Annotated in this window: 18 protein-coding genes and 2 tRNA genes; 17 read left to right on the forward strand and 3 right to left on the reverse strand. The window is 66.2% G+C overall.

Annotated features, from left to right (window positions below; translation table 11 throughout):
• Positions 1–39 precede the first annotated feature (39 nt).
• The 15 genes from dnaA (at position 40) to Q8814_RS06455 (ending at position 18,657) form a co-directional block, all read left to right on the forward strand.
• On the forward strand, positions 40–1,701 hold the full coding sequence (gene dnaA, locus Q8814_RS06385; protein WP_408015847.1) for a chromosomal replication initiator protein DnaA: 1,662 nt from the start codon (positions 40–42) through the stop codon (positions 1,699–1,701).
• Positions 1,702–2,212: 511 nt separating this feature from the next.
• Entirely contained in the window at positions 2,213–3,397 is a 1,185-nt protein-coding gene (gene dnaN / locus Q8814_RS06390) for a DNA polymerase III subunit beta (RefSeq protein ID WP_330151182.1), read from the forward strand.
• A 25-nt stretch (positions 3,398–3,422) separates the two neighbouring features.
• Positions 3,423–4,661, forward strand: a complete 1,239-nt coding sequence (recF, locus tag Q8814_RS06395) for a DNA replication/repair protein RecF (protein WP_330151183.1) — start codon at positions 3,423–3,425, stop codon at positions 4,659–4,661.
• A gap of 7 nt (positions 4,662–4,668) precedes the next feature.
• Positions 4,669–5,226: a DUF721 family protein gene (locus Q8814_RS06400; RefSeq protein WP_330151199.1), complete on the forward strand. Its 558-nt coding sequence runs from the start codon at positions 4,669–4,671 to the stop codon at positions 5,224–5,226.
• Positions 5,227–5,440: 214 nt separating this feature from the next.
• Positions 5,441–7,480 carry a DNA topoisomerase (ATP-hydrolyzing) subunit B gene (gene gyrB, locus Q8814_RS06405; RefSeq protein WP_330151184.1) on the forward strand — a complete coding sequence of 680 codons (2,040 nt, stop codon included), beginning with the start codon at positions 5,441–5,443 and terminating at the stop codon, positions 7,478–7,480.
• Positions 7,481–7,870: 390 nt separating this feature from the next.
• Complete coding sequence (locus Q8814_RS06410; RefSeq protein WP_330151185.1) at positions 7,871–11,320, forward strand: sensor histidine kinase; 3,450 nt, start codon at positions 7,871–7,873, stop codon at positions 11,318–11,320.
• Complete coding sequence (locus Q8814_RS06415) at positions 11,317–11,733, forward strand: roadblock/LC7 domain-containing protein (RefSeq protein WP_330151186.1); 417 nt, start codon at positions 11,317–11,319, stop codon at positions 11,731–11,733. The genes Q8814_RS06410 and Q8814_RS06415 overlap by 4 nt, the downstream gene beginning before the upstream one ends.
• Positions 11,734–11,746: 13 nt before the next feature.
• Positions 11,747–12,121, forward strand: a complete 375-nt coding sequence (locus Q8814_RS06420) for a DUF742 domain-containing protein (RefSeq protein ID WP_330151187.1) — start codon at positions 11,747–11,749, stop codon at positions 12,119–12,121.
• Positions 12,122–12,134: 13 nt separating this feature from the next.
• On the forward strand, positions 12,135–12,689 hold the full coding sequence (locus tag Q8814_RS06425) for a GTP-binding protein (protein WP_330151188.1): 555 nt from the start codon (positions 12,135–12,137) through the stop codon (positions 12,687–12,689).
• Between the two features lie 215 nt (positions 12,690–12,904).
• Positions 12,905–13,723, forward strand: a complete 819-nt coding sequence (locus Q8814_RS06430) for an MHYT domain-containing protein (protein WP_330151189.1) — start codon at positions 12,905–12,907, stop codon at positions 13,721–13,723.
• Between the two features lie 224 nt (positions 13,724–13,947).
• Positions 13,948–16,452, forward strand: coding sequence for a DNA gyrase subunit A (gyrA, locus tag Q8814_RS06435; RefSeq protein ID WP_330151190.1), 2,505 nt, complete (start codon positions 13,948–13,950; stop codon positions 16,450–16,452).
• A complete protein-coding gene (locus tag Q8814_RS06440; RefSeq protein ID WP_330151191.1) occupies positions 16,453–17,685 on the forward strand; it encodes a DUF3566 domain-containing protein in 1,233 nt (410 codons plus the stop codon).
• A gap of 75 nt (positions 17,686–17,760) precedes the next feature.
• A tRNA-Ile gene (locus tag Q8814_RS06445) sits at positions 17,761–17,834 on the forward strand.
• Between the two features lie 136 nt (positions 17,835–17,970).
• Positions 17,971–18,043: transfer RNA gene (locus Q8814_RS06450), tRNA-Ala, on the forward strand.
• A gap of 173 nt (positions 18,044–18,216) precedes the next feature.
• Positions 18,217–18,657, forward strand: a complete 441-nt coding sequence (locus Q8814_RS06455; protein ID WP_330151192.1) for an SAM-dependent methyltransferase — start codon at positions 18,217–18,219, stop codon at positions 18,655–18,657.
• A gap of 36 nt (positions 18,658–18,693) precedes the next feature.
• Here the strand turns inward: Q8814_RS06455 and Q8814_RS06460 are convergent, their stop codons facing one another.
• From Q8814_RS06460 to Q8814_RS06470, 3 genes are read right to left on the reverse strand one after another with little or no spacing between them, the layout of a single operon-like run.
• A complete protein-coding gene (locus tag Q8814_RS06460) occupies positions 18,694–19,266 on the reverse strand; it encodes a TetR/AcrR family transcriptional regulator (RefSeq protein ID WP_330151193.1) in 573 nt (190 codons plus the stop codon).
• A 31-nt stretch (positions 19,267–19,297) separates the two neighbouring features.
• Positions 19,298–19,978 carry an ABC transporter ATP-binding protein gene (locus Q8814_RS06465; protein ID WP_330151194.1) on the reverse strand — a complete coding sequence of 227 codons (681 nt, stop codon included), beginning with the start codon at positions 19,976–19,978 and terminating at the stop codon, positions 19,298–19,300.
• Positions 19,975–21,105, reverse strand: coding sequence for an ABC transporter permease (locus tag Q8814_RS06470; protein WP_330151195.1), 1,131 nt, complete (start codon positions 21,103–21,105; stop codon positions 19,975–19,977). Before Q8814_RS06470 ends, Q8814_RS06465 begins: the two co-directional genes overlap by 4 nt.
• 156 nt (positions 21,106–21,261) lie before the next feature.
• Between Q8814_RS06470 and Q8814_RS06475 the strand changes: the two genes are divergently transcribed.
• Entirely contained in the window at positions 21,262–21,762 is a 501-nt protein-coding gene (locus Q8814_RS06475) for a hypothetical protein (protein WP_330151196.1), read from the forward strand.
• Between the two features lie 85 nt (positions 21,763–21,847).
• On the forward strand, positions 21,848–22,357 hold the full coding sequence (locus tag Q8814_RS06480) for a copper chaperone PCu(A)C (RefSeq protein WP_330151197.1): 510 nt from the start codon (positions 21,848–21,850) through the stop codon (positions 22,355–22,357).
• Positions 22,358–22,457: the final 100 nt, after the last annotated feature.

Raw genomic sequence — 22,457 nt, forward strand, 5'->3', positions numbered from 1 at the left:
GGAAGCTACGTGAACGACGAGCCGAACGCGCTTGCCGATGTGTGGTCGGACGTCGTCGCCGAGCTGGCCGTCGTAGACGGCGAGCTGACCAAGAGTCAGAAGGCGTGGCTCGCGCTGGTCAAGCCGATCACCCTCGCTCAGGGATTCGCCCTGCTGTCGGTGCCGTCCTCGCTGGCTCAGCAGTCCATCGAACGCGATCTTCGCGAACCGATCCTGCGGGTCCTCAACCGCTATCTCGGGCACCGTGTCGAAGGTCTCGGTGTCCGGGTCGAACCGCGGGAACGTATGGACGATCCGGCGGAGGATCCCTATGCCGAACCTCGCGACACGCTGCCCCTGGAAGGCCTGCCGGGCGAACCACACCCCACCGACGGACGACGCCGGGAACAGGGTCGACGCGAACAGGGTCGACGCGAGCCGGCATCTCACGAGCAGGGCCCCCGAGAACAGGCACCCCGCGAGGGAGGAGCCGGACCCGACGGCCACCCCGTCCGGGACTCGATGTCGCAGTACCGGCGGCGATTCATGTCCGGCCGCGATTACGAACCACTCGACGGTGACGCCGGCGAACTCGAGGAAGTCGACGACGACCACGAGGCCCTCACCGCGGTCCGCGAGTCGTGGCCGTCGTACTTCACCCAACCGCCACCGCCCGAGACGCCCGTCATGGGGAGCAGCCTCAACGCGAAGTACACCTTCGACACGTTCGTGATCGGCGCTTCCAACCGGTTCGCCCATGCGGCGGCCGTCGCGATCGCCGAGGCGCCGGCCCGCGCGTACAACCCGTTGTTCATCTGGGGCGCGTCGGGCCTGGGCAAGACGCATCTGCTCCACGCGGCCGGGCACTACGCGCAGCGGTTGTTCCCGGGCATGCGTGTGAAGTACGTGTCGACCGAAGAGTTCACGAACGACTTCATCAACAGCCTGCGCGACGACCGCAAGGTCGCGTTCAAGCGGCGATACCGCGAGACCGACATCCTGCTGGTCGACGACATCCAGTTCATCGAAGGCAAGGAAGGTATCCAGGAGGAGTTCTTCCACACCTTCAACACCCTCCACAACGCCAACAAACAGATCGTGGTGTCGTCGGACCGGCCGCCGAAGCAGCTTGCAACACTCGAGGAGCGGCTGCGCACCCGATTCGAGTGGGGTCTGATCACCGACGTGCAGCCACCCGAACTCGAGACGCGCATCGCGATTCTCAGCAAGAAGGCGCGCATGGACGGTCTCAACGTCCCGCACGACGTCCTCGAGCTGATCGCCAGCCGGATCGAACGCAACATCCGCGAACTCGAGGGTGCGCTGATCCGGGTCACGGCATTCGCGTCGCTCAACCGCCAGCCGCTGGACCTCACGCTGGCCGAGGTGGTGCTACGCGACCTGATGCCCGATTCGTCGGCGCTCGAGATCAATGCGGCCACCATCATGGCGGTGACGGCGGAGTACTTCGGGACATCCATCGACGACCTGCGCGGCCCGGGAAAGGCTCGTCCGCTGGCGGCGGCCCGGCAGATCTCCATGTACCTTTGCCGCGAGCTCACCGACCTGTCGCTCCCCAAGATCGGGCAGACCTTCGGTCGCGATCACACCACGGTTATGTACGCGGACAAGAAGATTCGCAAGGAGATGACCGAGCGACGCAAGGTGTACGACCAGGTGCAGGAACTCACCGCACGCATCAAACAGCGGTCCAAGCGATAGCGGCCGTCACCGGCCGGCAGAGCATCGGGAGCGTCTCCACAGACGCTCCCGATGTTTTTTTCGTCCCGGATCTCGAGAAGTTCGACCAGTTCACACCTGTGGACAAGCATGTGCAGAACGTGGGATCTTTGTGGACGGGCGGTGGACAAAAGTCGAACTGTCTCGAGGAGTCCACATTTGTCCTCGAGAATTCCTCGAGTTCATCCTCGAGTGAGGCACCCTCGAGAACTCCTCCTCACCAGCGTAGACGTCGATCGATCCACAGATTCCACAGGACCTATTACTACTTCTGTGAGTTCTCTATAAAAATCTTCTTTGAAAACAGGTGTGTGGATCGCTCGAGTCCACAGGCCTCTCGAGAGGTCTCTCGACCTCGAGGGTCCGGCTTTCCAACCCGCCGGGGAAGGCATACCGTGGAGCCGCATCCCCGGCATCGCTCATCGTTGTCGGGGCCTTGTGTCAGACTTCGTACGACTTGTCGAGACCGACGACCGAGAGGATCCACCGGGCAATGGAGCTTGGAACCATGAAGTTTCGTGTTGCTCGCGAGGACTTCGCCGACTCTGTCGCGTGGGTGGCCCGTAGCCTGCCGTCGCGCCCGCCGGTTCCTGTCCTCGGCGGTGTGCTGCTCGGTGCCGAAGAGCACGGCCTGACCGTCTCGGGCTTCGATTACGAGGTGTCCGCCCAGGTCCACGTCGCGGCAGAGGTCATCACGCCCGGTCAGGCGCTCGTCTCCGGCAAACTGCTGGCCGACATCACGCGCTCGCTGCCACACAAGCCCGTCGACGTCGTTCTCGACGGCACCCGGGTACTCATCACGTGCGGCAGTGCGAAGTTCTCCCTTCCCACGATGCCGGTCGAGGACTACCCGCAGCTCCCGGAGCTTCCCCCGCAGACGGGTTCGCTGGCCGGAGACCTGTTCGCCGAGGCCATCAGCCAGGTTGCCGTCGCGGCGGGCAAGGACGACACGCTGCCGATGCTCACCGGCATCCGCGTCGAGATCGACGGCACCGACATGGTGCTCGCCGCCACCGACCGCTTCCGTCTCGCAGTGCGCAAACTCGAGTGGATGCCCACCGCGGAATCCGCGGAATCCGCAGTGCTCGTTCCGTCGAAGACCCTGTCCGAGGCAGCGAAAACCGTTGGCGGATCTTCTACTTCGCCGGTTCAGCTGGCTCTGGGCAGTGGTTCGTCGGTGGGTGCCGACGGCCTGCTCGGCATCGTCGCCGATGGTCGTCGTACCACCACCCGTCTTCTCGACGCCGAGTTCCCCAAGTTCCGGCAGCTGCTGCCGAGCGAGCACACCGCGATGGCCACCGTCGAGATCGCGCCCCTGGTCGAGGCCATCAAGCGTGTCGCCCTCGTCGCCGAGCGTGGAGCTCAGGTCCGTCTCGAGTTCTCCGAAGGCAGCGTGCTGCTGTCGGCCGGCGGCGACGACGCCGGCCGCGCCGAGGAATCGCATCCGGCGGAGTTCTACGGCGAGCCCCTCGTCATCGCGTTCAATCCCGGATACCTCCTCGACGGGCTCACCTCGCTGCACTCCGACAAGGTGCTGTTCGGATTCACCACCTCGAGCCGTCCCGCGGTGCTGCGTGCCGCCGTGGACGAAGAGCCGGTGCCCGACGAATCGGGCACGTTCGCCGCACCGGACAGCGATTACACCTACTTGCTGATGCCCGTGCGCCTGCCGGGCTGACCGGCAGGCAGGAAGTTGGGCGGCCGTGTACGTTCGTAGCTTCTCACTGCGCGACTTCCGTTCGTGGGAAGTGGTTTCCGCAGATCTGAGCCCAGGCGCCACGGTCTTTCTGGGGCGTAACGGACACGGTAAGACCAACCTGCTCGAGGCTCTGGGATATCTGGCGACGTTGTCGTCGCACCGGGTGTCCTCGGATGCCCCGCTGCTGCGCACCGGAACGTCTCGAGCGTTCGTCGGCGCTCTCGTCGCAAACGGCGGACGTGAGCTCGGGATCGACATCGAGATCAACGAGGGCAAGGCCAACCGGGCCCGGATCAATCAGTCGCCGCAGCGGCGGCCCCGGGAGATTCTGGGGATCCTGCGCACCGTGCTGTTCGCCCCCGAGGATCTCGCGCTCGTCCGGGGCGATCCCGGGGATCGGCGCCGATTTCTCGACGAACTGCTCAGCACCCGATTTCCGCGGTTGAGCGGTGTCCGTGCCGACTACGACAAGGTGTTGCGGCAACGATCCGCGCTGCTCAAGACGGCGGGCGGGGCGCTGCGGCGCGGAACCCGCTCGAGCGACGGTGCCAGTGCGTTGGCCACGCTGGACGTGTGGGACGGGCACCTCGCCGCACACGGAGCCGAATTGGTCGCCGCACGGATCGCGCTGCTGCACGAGCTTGCCCCGCACGTGGCCGAGGCATACCGGTCTATCGCACCCGAATCCCGTCCGGCGGTGTTGCGTTACCGCAGCAGCCTGGCCGACGCGCTGCCCCCCGAGTTCGCCGATCCTGCCCGCCCCGTCGATCCCGGCGATCGGGAACTGATCGAGGTCGCCTTCCTGCATCGATTGTCCGAGGCCCGCTCGAAGGAAATCGAACGCGGCGTGTGTCTGGTGGGGCCGCACCGCGATGATCTCGAGTTGATCCTCGGCGATCAGCCTGCGAAGGGTTATGCGAGCCATGGTGAATCGTGGTCGTTCGCGCTGTCTTTGCGGCTCGGCGCGTTCGCGCTGCTACGGAACGACGGGACCGACCCGGTGCTCATGCTCGACGACGTGTTCGCCGAACTGGACCGCCGTCGTCGCACCGCGCTCGCCGCGGTCGCGGCCTCGGCCGAGCAGGTGCTGATCACCGCGGCGGTCCCCGAGGATGTCCCGGCCGAACTCGCCGGCGCAAGATTCCCCGTGCACGCGCTGGACACCGAGCGGGGCAGAGTCTCGGTTCTGGGTCCGGTCGAGTGCGAGAACCACACACGAGAAGAGGTGGGTGCCGGTGAATGACGACGAGATCGGTCCCGTCGCGAACGAGCCTCCGGGCACCGACGCCGGCGAACCGCCCCTGCGCGGCGTGGATCTGGCCCGGCGTGCCCTCGAGGAGGCGCGGGCCGCCGCCAAGGCGAGTGGTAAGGCCGTCGGGCAGGGCCGCGCGTCGCGTGGCTCCCTCCGCCCGCGGCGGCGGCGCCGGGGTTGGTCCGGCCCTGGACCCGACGAGCGCGATCCACAGCCGTTGGGGTCGCTGGTCAGTTCGCTGTCGAAGCAGCGCGGATGGTCCGGTCACGTGTCCGAGGGCACGGTGATGGGCAGCTGGGCGCGGGTGGTGGGCGAGGATATCGCGTCCCACGCCCAACCGACGACGCTGCGTGAAGGAGTGCTGCACGTGTCCGCGGAATCCACGGCATGGGCGACACAGCTGCGGATGATGCAGTCTCAGATTCTCGCGCGGATCGCGGCGGCGGTAGGCAACGGCGTGGTGAAGGAACTGCGGATCACGGGTCCGACGGCGCCGAGCTGGCGCAAGGGTGAGCGGCACATCCGCGGTCGCGGCCCCCGCGACACGTACGGCTGAGGTGAAGGCGCCGGAGTCGCGTACAGGGCACGCAAATGCGCCGACATAGGAATTCACTTGTGTCGGTCCGCTCCGTGTCCACTACGGGGACGTCAGCGGTGCAACAAGCACATTCTGTGTCGGGCCCGGCAGCCGGGCTTCGGCGACGTAGGATGGTCAGGAATGCGTCGCGCACGTGCGCGGGGCCGAGGCGGAGAAGGAGAGCTACCCACCCGTGGCTGCCCAGAAGTCGAACAAGAGCAAAAATGAGTACGGCGCGTCGTCCATCACTGTCCTCGAGGGACTCGAGGCGGTGCGTAAGCGCCCCGGTATGTACATCGGTTCCACCGGTGAGCGTGGCCTGCACCACCTGATCTGGGAAGTTGTCGACAACTCGGTCGACGAGGCGATGGCCGGTTACGCATCGAAGGTCGAGGTAACCCTTCTCGCAGACGGCGGTGTGCAGGTCGTCGACGACGGTCGCGGTATCCCCGTGGGGATGCACTCCTCGGGCGTGCCGACGGTCGAGGTGGTGCTGACCCAGCTGCACGCGGGCGGCAAGTTCGATTCCGACGCCTACGCCGTCTCCGGTGGTCTGCACGGTGTCGGCATCTCGGTGGTCAACGCACTGTCGAGCACTCTCCAGGTCGAGATCGACAACGACGGCTACCACTGGGAGCAGACGTACACGAACTCGAAGCCCGGTGAGCTGATCAAGGGCGAGCCGACGAAGCGCACCGGGACGACCGTCCGCTTCTGGTCGGACCCCGACATCTTCGAGACCACCGTCTACAACTTCGAGACGGTCGCGCGGCGGCTCCAGGAGATGGCGTTCCTCAACAAGGGACTGACCATCACGCTCACCGACGAGCGGGTCCTGCCCGAAGAGGTCACCGAGGAGGTCGTGCCGGAAACGGCCGATGCTCCGAAATCTGCCGAGGAAGAAGCTGCGGAGGCGGCCGATCCGGAGCCCCATCACAAGATCAAGACCCGGGTGTACCACTACCCGGGCGGCCTCGAGGACTACGTCCGGCACATCAACCGCACGAAGACCCCCATCCACAACTCGGTCGTCGGGTTCACGGCCAAGGGCACCGGTCACGAGCTCGAGCTGGCGATGCAGTGGAACTCGGGCTACTCCGAGTCCGTCCACACCTTTGCCAACACCATCAACACCCATGAGGGCGGCACCCATGAGGAGGGCTTCCGTGCGGCGTTGACCAGCGTGGTCAACCGGTACGCGAAAGACAAAAAGCTCCTCAAGGAGAAGGATCCGAACCTCACCGGCGACGACATCCGCGAGGGTCTGGCCGCGATCATCTCCGTGAAGGTCGCCGAGCCGCAGTTCGAAGGCCAGACGAAGACGAAGCTCGGCAACACCGAGGTCAAGTCCTTCGTGCAGAAGGCGTGCAACGAGCACATCGCACACTGGCTCGAGGCCAATCCCGCAGACGCGAAGACCATCGTCACGAAGGCGGTGTCGTCCGCGCACGCTCGTGTCGCGGCCCGGAAGGCGCGCGAGCTCGTGCGCCGCAAGAGCGCGACGGACATCGGCGGTCTGCCCGGCAAGCTGGCCGACTGCCGGTCCAAGGATCCGGCCAAGTGCGAGATCTACATCGTCGAGGGTGACTCCGCCGGTGGTTCGGCGAAGTCCGGCCGCGACTCGATGTACCAGGCGATCCTGCCGTTGCGCGGCAAGATCATCAACGTGGAGAAGGCGCGTATCGATCGCGTGCTGAAGAACGCCGAAGTGCAGTCGATCATCACCGCATTCGGTACCGGCATCCATGACGAGTTCGACCTCGCCAAGTTGCGTTATCACAAGATCGTGCTGATGGCCGACGCCGACGTCGACGGTCAGCACATCGCCACGTTGCTGCTCACCCTCCTGTTCCGGTTCATGCGCCCGTTGGTGGAGCACGGTCACGTGTATCTCGCACAGCCGCCGCTCTACAAGCTGAAGTGGCAGCGTACGGAACCGGAATTCGCGTATTCGGACCGCGAGCGTGACGGTCTGCTCGAGGCCGGTCTGGCTGCCGGCAAGAAGATCAACAAGGACGACGGCATCCAGCGGTACAAGGGTCTGGGCGAGATGAACGCGAAGGAGTTGTGGGAGACCACCATGGATCCGAGCGTGCGCATCCTCCGGCAGGTGACGCTCGACGACGCCGCAGCGGCGGACGAGCTGTTCAGCATTCTGATGGGTGAGGATGTCGGGGCCCGTCGCAGCTTCATCACGCGCAATGCGAAGGACGTACGATTCCTCGACGTCTGACCGGGAGATCGGCGAAATCCGGTTCGGCCCGGCGATGCAAGATGAAGCGAAGGTGAAATCGAACCGCCGCGGCACGCGCTGTGAGGGAAATCACAACGCGTGTCGCGTGTTTGTGGCAGATCACTCCGACACGCCGCTCACGCTGCCGGTTACCGGTGAGTACACTTCATTCGGCCACTCGTATGCGTGGCTGCCGTACAGGGCGCAAGGGGGATGACGGAGAGTATGGGAAAGATCTTCTTCCATATTCGCTGTATGTCCCGATATGGTGCCCTCACCCAGGAACGCCCTGTTCGACCGAATCCAGCGGTAACTGCCCTCACCTTCGAGTGAGATGCTCGCGGGTGCTCGTCGCCGGGCGGGAGCGGGGTGGAAGGAGAGCTGTAACTCATGAGTGACGAATCGCTGCCTCGGCAGCGGTGGTGGAACATCGAAGGGTGGGGTCTTCGCAGGAAGGTCACCGCCGTCCTCGCTGTCCCCGTAACAGTGGCGATGGTGCTGGGAGGTCTTCGCGTCGAAGAAGAGCTCAGTAACGCCGTCCACTTCTCCTCCGCCGCCGACCAGGTCTCCCTGGTACCCGAAATCGTCGATTTCTCGACCGCCTTCGCCACGGCCACTGCGAGTGCTGCCGCCGGAGTTGTAACTCCCGAAGAGATGGACAGACTCGGCGATACCTTCGGGTCGGTTCAGACCATCGCCGAGAATCCCGACTTCGACGGCGCGGTCACCGCAGACCTCGAGCGCACTGTCGCGACCGCTCAGACCCTCTACAACAAGCTGCAGAACGGCCCGGTTCCGATCGAAGAGATCGCGACGGTCACCAATGAGGTTCGCGACAATCTGAACCGCATCGTCGAGGCGATCCTCGATCAGACCTCGGATGAGGAAGTCGTCGAATACGGCACCCGCCTGATCAACGCCTGGTACTCCCAGCGATACCTGTTCGGTCAGGTCATGGGCGTGCTGCAGATCCTCAACGACCCCAGCACGCCCGGCACGGATCTCATCGCCGCGTCCGGTGGCGAACTCGCGATGCTCGAGTTGCTCGCCCGGTCGTACCCGCTGGCCGACGCCCAGATCGGCGAGCTGCGCGACGGTGTGCAGGAACGCACCGACATGGTCGCCGCAGCCGGACAGGGACCGCTTCCGATCCTCAACCTGCGCGCGTCGATGCTCAACAGCGTCGACGTCTACGGCGGCATCATCGAAGACGCGTCGCAGCAGATCAGTTCGACAGTCCTCGATCGCGCCGCCGAAACCCGTTCTGCCGCCCTCCGCGACACCGCGATCGTCCTTGCGACGCTGCTGGCTGCTCTCGTTCTCGCCTTGCTGGTCTCCCGGTCGCTGGTCGGCCCGATCCGCCGGCTGCGTTACGGCACCCTCAAGGTCGCCCGGCAGGAGCTGCCCGAGGCGATCGACCGGATCAAGGTCGGCGACGACATCGAGGACATCGAGTTCACGCGTGTCCCGGTGCACACCACCGAGGAAATCGGGCAGCTCGCTCGCGCCGTCGACGATATGCACGGCCAGGCCCTGCGACTGGCAGGTGAGCAGGCGCACCTGCGGCTGCAGATCAACGACATGTTCGAGACCCTCGCCCGACGAAGCAAGTCCCTCGTCGAGCAGCAGCTCGGTCTCATCGAAAAGCTCGAGTACGAGGAAAAGGATCCGAGTCGTCTCGAGAGTCTGTTCCGGCTGGACCATCTCGCGGCCCGTATGCGCCGCAACGGTGACAACCTGCTGATCCTCTCCGGTACCCGGATGCGCCGCGGTCATTCCGCGCCGGTTCAGCTCGGCGACATCCTTCGCGCCGCGATGTCCGAGGTCGAGGATTACCAGCGAGTTCAGATCGGTTCGACGCCGGACGGTGCGCTCAGTGGCGCGGTGGCAACCGACATCGTCCACCTTCTTGCCGAACTCGTCGACAACTCGCTGCGGGCATCTCCGCCGGACAGCAACGTGACGTTCAGCTTCGCGCGCGCCGTCGACGGCGGTCTGCTCGTCGAGATCGCCGATCGTGGCATCGGTATCCCGGCGGACGAACTCGAGGTCATCAACATCCGGCTTTCGCAGGGCGGCGAAGTCGGACCGGACACGGCACGTCACATGGGTCTGTTCGTGGTGTCGCGGCTCGCCGAGCGCCACGCGCTCACCGTGCGTCTGCGCCCGACCTTCGACACGGCCCGCAACCCGGGTATAACCGCCAGCGTCCACATTCCGGACGTGCTGCTCGTGTCGCCGCTCGCGCTGTCGCAAACAGGTCCGCAGCCGTTGGTGCCGGCGGAAGCCGCGCGCCCCGAGCCGGTCGCCTCGCGCGATATGCCGCAGCTGCCACTTCCCGCTGCCCGGCCCGAACTGGAACCGGCACCGTCGGAGCCGGTTCGTACGGAGACCGATCGCGACGAGGTTCGTTCGGAGCAGGATCGATCCGAGTATGCGGGTTCGGAACAGCATCGTCCGGAATCGGGACGTCCCGAATTCACGCCGCTGGAGGCTGCGCGACAGGTCGCACCGTCCGAGGCAGTGCGGCAGGCACCGCCGTCGGAGGAAGTGCGACACGGCGGTTCCGGTGCGGCCTCCGGGCTTCCGCAGCGCCGGCCGGGTGCGACCCCGGGCCTTCCCACCCGCCGGCCGGGCGCCACGCCCGGTCTGCCTCAATCGCAATCGCAGCCGGCTCCGCGGCGTATCCAGCCCGATGCCGCGGCCGCATTCGTGTCGGCTCTGCCCCAGCGCAGCCAGTCCGGATCGGCCGACGAAGCCGAACGGGCGCGGCGCGAGCACGACCGGCGCGAGCGGGAGCAGCAGGAGCGTTACCAGTCCGAGCGTGAGCAGGAACGCCGTCTGCAGCAGGAAGAGCAGGAACGGCAGTCTCAGCTCCGAGCGCGTCAGGAATGGGAGCGTCAGGACCGGGAGCGGCAGGAGCGCGACCGTCGGGAGTGGGAGGCGCGGCCTCGACCGTCCTCGTACGTGCCGTCCGCGCATGCCGCGCCGGCTCCCGCCGAACCGATCCGGCGTGCACCTGATTCGGCTCCCGGCGAGGGTGGTTCGGGTCTTCCGCGGCGTCGGCCCGGCGCTACGCCCGGTGTGCCGCAGCGTGCGCCCGCACCGGCTCCCGCACAACAGTCCACTGTGGCCGCACCCGGTCTTCCGCAGCGTCGGCCCGGTGCGACACCGGGCCTGCAACCCGGCCGTACCGCCGCACCACAGCCGCCCGAAGCTCCCAACGGGCTGCCGCAGCGTCGCCCCGGCGCGACACCCGGACTTCCTCCGCAGCGATCCGACGACAACGGTCCGTTCGCGCGGCCTGCCACGGCCACGCCGAATGGGAACGAGCCCGTATCCACCGGGGCACCCGGATCGGCGCAGGGTGACGACATTCGCTCCACCCGGCACCGCTACCGGACGAACTCGGCCAGGACGGCCTCGTTCTTCCAGCCGCGTCCCGACGTCAACGCCCTGAGACCGCACCCTGCGGCCGGCACACCGATCTTTTCCCACATGATGTCGGACTGGCTGATCGATCCGACGAGCCTGCCCGAGGACCGGCGGAAGCGGGAGTGGCAGTCCGCCGCGGACGCCGGGTGGGAAGCCGCGCAACGTGCGGCGGCCACGCCGGTGGAAGAACACACCACCGCGGGCCTGCCACGCCGCGCGCCGGGACATCGCCTGGTGCCGGGTGCCGTCAAGCCCCCGACTCCGGCGGAACAGCCGAAGACGATTCGACGCCGGGACCCGGAAGCCATTCGGGCAAACCTCAGTCGCCACCAGAGGGGCGTCCTGAGTGGACGCGCCTCGGCGAATGCAAGTACACGTGAGAACAATGAACAGGGAGTTCGATGAACATTGACCATGGATCCGATGTAACCCGTCCGCTGGACTGGTTGGTTTCCAACTTTGCGCGCGAAGTTCCCGGTGTCTCGCATGCAGTCCTCGTGTCCGCCGACGGCCTGTTGATGGCTGCCAGCGCTCACCTTCCCATCGACCGCGCCGAGCAACTCGCTGCGGTCACCTCGGGCCTCGCAAGCCTGTCGAACGGCGTGTCGCAGTTGTTCGACGGCGGGGGTGTGCTGCAGTCGGTCGTCGAGATGCAGCACGGGTACCTGCTGCTGATGAGTGTCGGCGACGGTTCTCATCTTGCGGCGCTGACCGCGTCGGAATGCGATATCGGACAGGTCGGCTACGAGATGGCACTTCTGGTGGACCGGGTGGGTGCTTCGGTCGAGGCGACACCGCGGGTCGGCCAGGGGTCCTGACGTCGAGGTGGCCATGGAACCGCGTAAGCCGGAGTCGGTGCCGGACCAGCCCAGTCTGGTCCGGCCGTACTCGCTGACTTCGGGACGTACAGCTCCTGCGGTCGAACTGGCGTTGGAGGCGTTGATCCAGGCAATCCCCGGCACCGATGATCGGCGCCGGGACCTGGACAACATCAACGCCACGATTCTGGAGCTGTGTAAGGAATCCCCGTCGGTCGCCGAGATCGCGGCTCGGGTGGGTGTGCCGCTCGGAGTGGCCCGTGTTCTCGTCGCCGACCTCGTCGAAGCCGGGCATGTACAGATCCTGGCCACGCTGAAAGACGATTCGAGCGACGCCGAGCGTCGTGAGCTGATTGAAAGGGTCCTGAGTGGACTTCGCGAACTCTAACGCCACGAAGCGCGTGACCTCGACCAAGATCGTGATCGCCGGCGGCTTCGGTGTCGGTAAGACCACGCTGGTCGGGGCAGTGTCGGAAATCGTTCCGCTCCGCACCGAAGCGCTGGTGACCAACGCCAGTGATGGGGTCGACAACCTCACCGCAACGCCTCAGAAGGCGACCACCACGGTGGCGATGGACTTCGGCCGTATCAGTCTGGCCGAGGATCTCGTGCTGTACCTGTTCGGTACGCCGGGTCAGCATCGCTTCTGGTTCATGTGGGACGACCTCATCCGCGGCGCTATCGGCGCGATCGTGCTGATCGATACCCGGCGACTGGACGAGAGTTTCGCTGCCGTCGACTTTTTCGAGGCGCGGAACCTGCCGTTCATCGTCGCGATCAACGAGTTCGACGATGCACCGCGATATCCGCTCGAGGACATCCGTCAGGCGATGGCGATCTCCCCGGAGGTGCCGATCGTGTCCATCGATGCGCGTGCACGTGAGTCGGCGAAGCAGGCTCTCGTCACCGTGACGGAGTACGCGCTGCGGAAGTTGCATCAGCCTGTGGGGCAGTGACGGACCGCTGATTCACGGTCGTGGATACAGCGGTGAGGAGATGCGCGGTTTGTCGGCATCGGTCGGGTGGCCGCGTAATCTCTTCTTACCCAATACGATTGATGTTCATATCGTAGGTTAGGTGGCGTCGGGGGACGTCGTTCGAAGTTGTCCGGTCGATCCGGTACACCACCACGCGGGGGCTGCGCCGGGAAGTGCATTGTCATGGGGGGCGCATGTCGCACGAGCTTCACCACTTCGCCATGGGGACGTGGGTCTTCTTTCTCGCGTATCTCACATCGGTTGTCGGTTCCTTCGTAGGACTGACCTGCGCCCGGCGGGCGGCAACCGCTCACACCGGATCCAACCGGAGTCGCTGGACTTTCATGGCCGCGCTGTCGATCGGGGGTGTCGCGATCTGGCTGATGCACTTCATCGGGATGATGGGGTTCGCGGTCCCCGGATCCTCCGTGCGCTACGGCCTGGGGCTGACGATCTTCTCCGTGGTGCTCGCCGTGGGAGCAACCTGGTTCGGCCTGTGGTTGCTGGACGCCGACGTTCCGTGGATGCGGTCGGTGTCGCCGACGTCGCGATTGGGAATCGGCGGTGTCATCATGGGCTTCGCGGTCGCCGGTATGCACTACAACGGCATGGCCGCGGTACGAATCCAGGGATCCCTGGATCAGGGCACGACGTTCGTGCTGTATTCCATTCTCATCGGTGTCGTCGCCTCGATCACCGCGCTGTGGCTCTCACGCAATGCGGAACATTGGCTTGTTCGTATACCCGCCGCTCTGGTCATGGGGTGTGCGGTCGTGTCGCTGCACTACACCGGCATGGCCGGGATCGACGTAACCGTCGATCCGGCTGCCCCGAGTCCTGCCGGCATGACCGTGATGTCGTTGCTGTTTCCCGGTTTCATCGTCGGCGTCGGAGTGCTCGCAGTCCCGGTGCTGGCGCTGATGGCAACGCCGACTTCCGAGGAACTTCGGCGTGAGCGTGAGGTGGCCGCGTGGGTCGGTGCGGCGGCGGACCGGGACGAACGGCAGGCCTGAGATGCACGGGTGGATCGAGCAGCAGGGAGGGCGAACCGGCACTGCGGGAACACGCAGCGACGGTCCGGCGGCGTGATCGGCGAAGCCTCCACTCACCCGGCAGGGCGGAAAGTGGTGTCCTCCGCTGTGTTAGCTGACCTGCACCTATAGACTCGGGTGGTTGCGAGACGTCCACCGGGCGAAGGCCCGGACCGGACGTTCGAGCCGAGTAGAAGAAGGAGCTCATGACCGACACCACGTTGCCTCCGGAGGGGCCGGGGCACGACCGCATCGAGCCCGTCGACATCCAGCACGAAATGCAGAACAGCTACATCGATTACGCGATGAGCGTGATCGTGGGCCGCGCTCTGCCCGACGTGCGTGACGGCCTCAAGCCGGTGCACCGTCGTGTGCTGTACGCCATGTTCGACAACGGATTCCGGCCGGACCGCGGCTATGTGAAGTCGGCCCGCGCCGTGGCCGAGACGATGGGCAATTACCACCCGCACGGCGATGCCTCCATCTACGACACCCTGGTGCGACTCGCGCAGCCGTGGGCGCTGCGCTATCCCCTCGTCGACGGGCAGGGCAACTTCGGTTCCCGCGGCAACGACGGCGCGGCCGCCATGCGATACACGGAGTGCCGTCTCACGCCGCTGGCGATGGAGATGCTCCGCGAAATCGATCACGAAACTGTCGATTTCCAGCCGAACTACGACGGGCGCACGCAGGAACCGAAGGTTCTCCCCAGCCGTATCCCCAACCTGTTGATCAACGGGTCGGGCGGCATCGCGGTCGGTATGGCGACGAACATTCCGCCGCACAACCTGCGCGAAGTCGCCGACGCGATCTACTGGGCGCTCGAGAACTACGAGGCCGACGAAGAAGCGACCCTCGCGGCCGTCATGGAACGCATCAAGGGACCCGACTTCCCGACCTCCGGTCTCATCGTCGGGTCGCAGGGCATCCACGACGCGTACACCACCGGGCGCGGCTCGGTGAAGATGCGCGGCGTCGTCGAGATCGAAGAAGACGCCAAGGGCCGATCGACCATCGTCATCACCGAACTGCCCTACATGGTGAATCCGGACAACCTGATCACCTCGATCGCCGAACAGGTCCGCGACGGCAAGATCGCCGGCATTTCCGACATCCACGACGAATCGTCCGATCGCGTCGGCATGCGGATCGTCGTCACCGTGCGGCGCGATGCGGTCGCCAAGGTCGTGCTCAACAATCTGTACAAGCACACGCAGCTGCACACCAGCTTCGGCTGCAACATGCTCTCGATCGTCGACGGCGTGCCGCGCACCCTGCGGCTCGACCAGATGATCCGGCTGTATGTGAACCATCAGCTCGAAGTCATCAACCGCCGTACGCGCTATCTGCTGCGCAAGGCCGAGGAACGCGCCCACATCCTGCGCGGCCTGGTCAAGGCGCTCGATGCACTCGACGAGGTCATCGCCCTGATCCGCGGGTCTCGGACGGTCGACATCGCCCGTACCGGCCTGATCGAGCTGCTCACCGTCGACGAGATCCAGGCCGACGCGATCCTGGCGATGCAGCTGCGTCGCCTCGCCGCGCTCGAACGGCAGAAGATCATCGACGATCTCGCCGAGATCGAACGCGAGATCGAGGACTACAAGGACATCCTCGCCAAGCCGGAACGTCAGCGCGCGATCGTCCGCGACGAGCTGATCGAAATCGTCGAGAAGTACGGCGACGATCGACGCACCCGCATCATCGCGGCCGACGGCGACGTCGCCGACGAAGACCTCATCGCCCGCGAGGACGTGGTCGTCACCATCACCGAGACCGGCTACGCGAAGCGCACACGCACCGACCTGTACCGGTCGCAGAAGCGTGGCGGCAAGGGCGTCAAGGGTGCGGACCTCAAGCAGGACGACATCGTCAAACACTTCTTCGTGACGTCCACCCACGATTGGCTGCTGTTCTTCACCACCAAGGGGCGGGTCTACCGCGCGAAGGCGTACGAACTGCCCGAGGCCAACCGCACTGCGCGCGGCCAGCACGTCGCGAACCTGCTGGCGTTCCAGCCGGACGAGCGCATTCAGGGCGTGATCCGGCTGAAGACCTACGAGGACGCGCCGTACCTGGTGCTCGCCACCCGCAACGGTCTGGTGAAGAAGTCGCGGCTGTCGGACTTCGACTCCAACCGCACCGGCGGCATCGTCGCGATCAACCTGCGCGACGAGGACGAGCTGGTCGGAGCCGTGCTCTGTTCTTCGGAGGACGATCTGCTGCTCGTCTCGGAACAGGGACAGTCGATCCGGTTCTCCGCGACCGACGAGGCATTGCGTCCCATGGGCCGCGCGACTTCCGGTGTGCAGGGCATGCGGTTCAACGGCGAGGACAGGTTGCTCTCGCTCAACGTCGTGAAAGAGGGCACGTACCTGCTCGTCGCGACGTCCGGTGGGTACGCCAAGCGCACCCCGATGGAGGACTACCCGGTTCAGGGTCGCGGCGGTAAGGGCGTCTTGACGATTCAATTCGATCGCAGGCGTGGCACTCTGGTCGGGGCGCGCATCGTCGAGGACGATGACGAGCTGTATGCGATCACCTCGGGCGGTGGTGTCATCCGTACCCCCGCGAAGCAGGTGCGCAAGGCCGGTCGACAGACGAAGGGAGTGCGTTTGATGAACCTCGGTGAGGGCGACACATTGCTGGCGATCGCCCGCAACGCCGACGAGCCCGAGGTGAGCGACGCATCCGAAGCGAAGGAGTCGTAAGTGAGCACTCCCCAGGGACCCAGCGGAGCCGAGCAGCGGCCACCCGCGCGGACGCCCGAGATCAGGAACGGCCAGGAAGTGTCGTCCGCACCTCCCGGACCGGTGTCTTCACCGGAGTCCACGCCGAAGGACTCCGCGCCGAGGGGTTCCACGCCGAAGGATCAGGCCCCGAGTCCGGCGTCCAAGACGCCGGCTCCGGCAGACAAGCCGCCGGTGGCGAAGCCTGCGGCCGAGGCGCCCGGACTGGGTGGCAACAAGACCGTCGAGTCACCCACGTCCAAGCCTCCGCAGGCCGGTGGCAAGGCCGCACCGGCCGCCGGTGCCGCCAATCGTGAGGGCGACGCGACCGGTGCAGGACAGCGGCCTGCGCAGGCCGCGCGTCCCGCGGGCCCCAAGCCGCCGTGGCAGCGCGGCCAGCAGCAGGGCGCGCAAGGGCCTGCGCAGGGGAGTCACCAGAACGCGCCTCCACAGAACAAGCCGCAGACCAATGTCCCCGGTGTCGGCTTGGGTAAGTCGTCCGGTGGCCAGCCGGCCGGCGCCCCGCAGCGTGAGCGTTCCGGATCACCGCAATCGGCTGCCGGTCCGTCCGGAGCCACGCAGCAGAAGGCGCCCAACTCGTCCGGGGCGGCCCCGTCGACCCGTCCGGTGATCACCGGCACCGCGGCGCCGTCGGCAACCGGAGGCGCGCAATCGGCCGATCGGAACGCCGCGAAGGCGAAGGCCGCGGTCATCGACGGTCCGACCCGCCATATCGAGCGCAAGGACCTCGCGAAGGACCTTCCCGATCTGTCGTCGGTCAAGCATCCGACTGCCCAGCCCGCGCCCGAGGCGCCGCACGCAGCTCCCGTCGCTGTTCCCGCCGCGGTGGGCGCGGGCGACCCGCTTCGGGCGACGGTGCAGGTACGCCGGATCGACCCGTGGTCGATGCTCAAGATTTCCTCGGTGATTTCCATCTCACTGTTCTTCGTGTGGATGATCGCAGTGGGACTGCTTTACGGCGTACTCGCCGGAATGGGCGTTTGGGAGCGTCTGAACAGCGCTTTCACCGACATCGTGTCGGATGCCGGCAGCGATGGCCTGGTCACCGCCGGTCAGGTGTTCGGTTACGCCACCGTCATCGGACTCGCCAACACGGTGCTTCTGACCGCGCTCGCGACCATCGGTGCGTTCATCTACAACCTGTGCACCGACCTGGTCGGCGGAGTTCAGGTCACGCTCGCCGACCCGGACTGACCTGCGGTAACGCTGCCCCACCGAGGCGATTTGTTTCTACGCGCCTAGGTGGGGTAGTGTTCCAAATCGGTTCGAGGGCCTATAGCTCAGGCGGTTAGAGCGCTTCGCTGATAACGAAGAGGTCGGAGGTTCAAGTCCTCCTAGGCCCACTCCCCGTGCCGAAAGGGCCACCAGCATGAAGGTTCTCCTTGTAGTGGGAACTGCTGTGCTGGTTGCTCTCGGAATCGCCCGAATGCTTCGGAGCGAAGACGAATGGCACGAGGTTTCCAGCCGCTGAAGCGGTGAGGGGCCTTAGCTCAGTTGGTAGAGCGCTGCCTTTGCAAGGCAGATGTCAGGAGTTCGAATCTCCTAGGCTCCACAGTCGAAGATGCAGATGAAGGGCGTTTTCCGGGAAACCGGGAAGCGTCCTTCAGTCGTTCGCGCCCACCTTTTCCTGTTCGAGAAGGCAAGAACGGTCGGGTGCTCGCGCCCACCGTCGGGTCACACTGGTGACATGTCGGATCCAGGACTCGCTCTGCGGGCAGGTGAGCTGTGACGACCCACCTTTCTCCACGACTCGCCGAGATAGTTGCAGCGCTGCCGATACAGCCGCACCTGCGAGTGCTGGAAATCGGCTGCGGTCCCGGTGCCGCGGCTCGCGCGGTCGCCGATCGGCTGACCACTGGACATATCGTTGCCATCGACAGATCGGCGGCGGCGATCGGGCAACTCGAGGCCCGTTCCAGTAGCCAGATCGCCTCAGGACGCTTGACTGCACGCCGGGTGGCCATCGAGGACTTCGTTCCGGTCGAGGGGGAGGGTCCGTTCGATCTCGTCTTCGCGATCCGGGTGGGTGCGCTCGACGGGCGGCATCCGGAAGCCGGCATCGCGGCTCTCGACCGCATCGCGGCAGTGACCCACTCGCACGCTCGCCTCTTCATCGACGGCGGTCGGCCACTCCGCGAACTGCCCATCCGCGCACGCACGGTGTGAGCTGCTGCAGCGGACGTCGAGGTTTCACGTGAAACGTCACGGGTGTGCGGTTGCGAGCGCAGTACGAACAGCAGCGCGAACCTCGTCGAGTCCGCGACCCGCTTCGATCAGTTCGGTGCCCTTGTGCAGAAGTGCGCTGATCAGTTCCGCGCCGAGTTCGGGATCTGCGGCGCCGCTCGCGCGCAGTGCGTCGACGAGTGGCAGAACCAGATCGTCGTGCATCGCGAGCATGCTCTCATCGGTGAATGCCTGGGGTGTGAAGGTGGCAAGAGCGCCGACGATCGCGTGCTCACCCTCGGCGACCAGCTGCAGGTTCACATCGATATATGCCAGCACCCGCTCGCCCGGGTCGGTGATCTTGTTCATCGCCTCGACCACCCGGGCGTTCCATCGAGGAAACATGTCCACGACGACCGCTCTCAGCAGGTCGTCGCGGGATCGGAAATAGTTGTACGCGCTGGACCGGGCGAGCCCGGCGAGAGCCGCGATCTCACCGAGCGTGGGGGCACGTTCGGGAGCCTCGGCGAGGAGTTCGAGCGCGGCGTCGAGGAGGGCCCGGCGCTGAATCGCGCGATGTTCCGCGACGGTCGCTGCGGAAATCTTCGGCACCGAGCCCTCCTCTCACCGTTGTGTAAACCGGTCAGTCGTGTGGCCGGAGCGTCCCGTCGACCATTTCGAGTACCCGGTCGCAGTGCCGGAGTACGTCGTGGTCGTGGGTGACCATGATCGTAGCGACCTCGGCTTCGTGGGTTTCCTGTGCCAGCAGTTCGACGACCTCGTGACTGCGCTTGCGGTCGAGCGCGGCTGTGGGTTCGTCGACGAGCAACAGCGACGGGCGGCTCATCAGTGCCCGGGCGATACCGACACGCTGACGTTCACCGCCGGAGAGTTGGCCCGGGCGCCGGTCGGCGCGGTGGCTCATGCCGACGGATTCGAGCAGTTCGTCGGGGTCGCGGACGTCGCGACCGGTGATCTTCCCGACGAGTCGCAGTTGATCGCGAGCCGTGAGCGCCGGCAGCAGGTTGCCCGCCTGGAAGACGAAGCCGATGCGTTCGCGGCGCATGGCCGTCAACGCGCGACGATCGAGCTTGGTGAGCTCGGTGCCGTCGACCGTGGCGGTGCCCGACGAGGGTCGGGTGAGCCCGCCCGCGACGGCCAGCAGGCTCGATTTGCCGGCCCCGGAGGGTCCGACGATGGCGATGAGCTCACCGGCGCGAACACTGAGGTCCACATGATCGAGGGCGTGAACGGTGCTGTCACCGTCGCCGAAGGACAGGCAGACGTCGGACAGGACGAGCCCGGTGGTGGTCGTGACGGTCATCGGTTCTCTCCCAGTGCAGCGAGCGGATCGACGCGGACAATGCGGACGATGGCGACGGTGGCGCCGATCAGGCCGAGCGCGATGAGCAAGAGAGCACCCTGCAGAATCGGTCCGGCTTCCAGCACGAACGGCATGCCGCTCCCTTCGAGTCCGGCACCGAGTCCGAGGCCGATGAGCACCCCGACCGTGACGGAAGCCACGAGCACGAGCACCGCTTGGAACACCGCGTCGCGGAGCAAGAAGCCGGTGGAGGCGCCCATTGCGCGGAGTACGGCGATCTCGCGGCTGCGCTGCACGGTCCAGATGGTGAAGAAGGCGCCGACGACGAGAGCGGAGATCGCGTAGAGGAACGCCTTGATCATCGTCATCGTCATCGTCTCGGCGGTGTAGCCGGGGGACGAATCGAAGGACTCCTCGAGGGTCTTCGTTGCGGTGCCGGCAGCGGCGTCACCTGCGGCGAGGTCGGGGAGTGAGCCGTCGGTGCCCTGAATCGCGACGACGCTGGCCTCGGTGTAGGCGCTTTCCGGTGCCTGTTCACCGAGTTCGACGCCCGCGTGGATTTCCTGCCACGTGGACAGCGGCACGTAGGCGACGTCGACGTGCCCGAAGGTGCGCTTGTCGTCGGTGAATCCGACGACGTTCAGTTCGGTGCCGAGACGGTCGACGATGATGGTGTCGCCGAGAGCGACACCGGCGTCGCGCGCACTGTCGCTGAGGACGATGTCGGTGTCCGCCCCGAGTGCGGTGCCCTCGGATGCGGTCGGCTCGAGGAACGAGCCGGGACGAATGCCGAAGAGGGTCAGGTCGACGGGTGTGCCGCTGTCGGTCTTGGCGTTGACGATGGTGTTGCCGAACAGTTCGGCCTGCGCCACATCCGGGCGGTTGCGCCAGGCGTCGGCTTGTTCCTCGGTGACGACCGAGCGGGAGAATGCGGAGTCGGTCTTGGTGCCCTCGGCGAAGGCGAATGCCTGCACCGGTGTGCGCTGCAGCGCGGAGACACCGTCGATGACGAGTCCTGACGACAGACCGGACAGGATCACCATGAGGATGGAGATGAGGGCGACGACCGCCCCCATCAGGAGGAATCGGGTGCGCGCAAACCACAGTTCGCGCAGGGCCAGAAACATGTGTGGATCTTTCGTCGGCTGAACAGGGCGTGCGCCGAACCGTGACACTTATCGACGCGATGTCGACATCTTATCGACAGTGCGTCGATATCGCCCGCAAGGGTGATCATTACGACAGTGGGTAGTAGCTCGTGGTCGCTGCCGTATCCTGGCGACATGGCTGGCGAGGCGAGGTTCGTAGCGCGGATGCGCGCGGCCTTCGTCTGCGGTACGTCGATCGCGGTGAGTGTGGCCGCGCACGCTCTGGCCGGCGGCGAAGCCCCCGGTCAGGCCGGGGCCGTACTGCTCGTTGCGGTCGCGGTCGCTGTGGGTGTGCTCGCCGGCGGAACCAGGCTTTCCGTCCCGCTCGCGCTCGCCGCGGGCCAGGTGATCGGTCACCTCGTGCTCGCGCTCGACGAGGGCCACCTGCACGTACCCGGGCCGGTCATGTTCTTCGCGCACGTCGTCGCGATCGCTGTCGCGGCGCTGCTGGTCCGCGGGGCCGAGTCCGGCTGCCGCGTCGCTCTCGCGGCACTCCGCCGGATCGTGCCCGACCTCTATTCCGCGGCGCCGGTCCGGCTCGAGGGCTCGACCCCTCCGGCGTACCGGACGCGCGTCCGTCGCGGTGTCCTCCTCGCGGGCGGCCGAGGCACCCGCGGACCACCCGTCACGGTCTGACACCGACAGCACAGACCTCCGGTCGCCGAACAGGCGACCGCGCATCGACGCGCCTGCCCGGCGCGCACATTCGACGGAGAATCCCGTGAAGAAGACACTGTTCTACACCGCTGCCGCCGCAACAGCACTGCTCACTGCCACGGCGTGCGGATCCGACACCACGACCCCGACGGCCGCAGAGACGGTCACCGTTTCCTCGGCGTGGGCCAAAGCCGCCGAGAGCGGCATGACCGGCGCCTTCGCCGAACTCGAGAACAGCGGCGACGCGGACGTCCACGTCGTCGCCGCGTCGAGCCCCAGCGCAACCCGGACCGAACTGCACGAGATGGCAGGCGGCGACGCCGGGGCGATGGTCATGCGTGAGATGGCGGACGGCCTCACCGTCGCGGCCGGCACCAGCCACAGCCTTGCTCCGGGCAGTGACCATCTCATGCTCATGGACCTCATCGAACCCGTCACCCCCGGCACCGAGGTGACGTTCACTCTGACCTTCGACGACGGCTCCACCAAGGACTTCACCGCGCAGGTCCGCGACTTCGCGGGGGCGCAGGAGAACTATGAGCCGTCGTCCGGAGGGATGAACCACGGTGGCTGAGTTCAGCCGGCGTCGTCTCCTCGGTGGGGGCGCCGCCGCCCTCGGCGCCGTGGGACTCGGAGCGGTCGGCGGCGGATACGCGGCCGCCTCCCGGCCACCC

This window comes from Rhodococcus chondri, assembly GCF_036327435.1.
In the GTDB taxonomy this organism is placed as follows: domain Bacteria; phylum Actinomycetota; class Actinomycetes; order Mycobacteriales; family Mycobacteriaceae; genus Rhodococcus; species Rhodococcus chondri.

Excerpts from the sequence above, each read along its gene's own strand:
- gyrA (WP_330151190.1), top strand. The coding sequence starts at position 13,948 with ATGACCGACACCACGTTGCCTCCGGAGGGGCCGGGGCACGACCGCATC.
- Q8814_RS06410 (WP_330151185.1), top strand. The coding sequence starts at position 7,871 with ATGAGTGACGAATCGCTGCCTCGGCAGCGGTGGTGGAACATCGAAGGG.
- Q8814_RS06420 (WP_330151187.1), top strand. The coding sequence starts at position 11,747 with ATGGAACCGCGTAAGCCGGAGTCGGTGCCGGACCAGCCCAGTCTGGTC.
- Q8814_RS06415 (WP_330151186.1), top strand. The coding sequence starts at position 11,317 with ATGAACATTGACCATGGATCCGATGTAACCCGTCCGCTGGACTGGTTG.
- Q8814_RS06465 (WP_330151194.1), bottom strand. The coding sequence starts at position 19,978 with ATGACCGTCACGACCACCACCGGGCTCGTCCTGTCCGACGTCTGCCTG.
- dnaN (WP_330151182.1), top strand. The coding sequence starts at position 2,213 with ATGGAGCTTGGAACCATGAAGTTTCGTGTTGCTCGCGAGGACTTCGCC.
- Q8814_RS06470 (WP_330151195.1), bottom strand. The coding sequence starts at position 21,105 with ATGTTTCTGGCCCTGCGCGAACTGTGGTTTGCGCGCACCCGATTCCTC.
- Q8814_RS06430 (WP_330151189.1), top strand. The coding sequence starts at position 12,905 with ATGTCGCACGAGCTTCACCACTTCGCCATGGGGACGTGGGTCTTCTTT.
- Q8814_RS06475 (WP_330151196.1), top strand. The coding sequence starts at position 21,262 with ATGGCTGGCGAGGCGAGGTTCGTAGCGCGGATGCGCGCGGCCTTCGTC.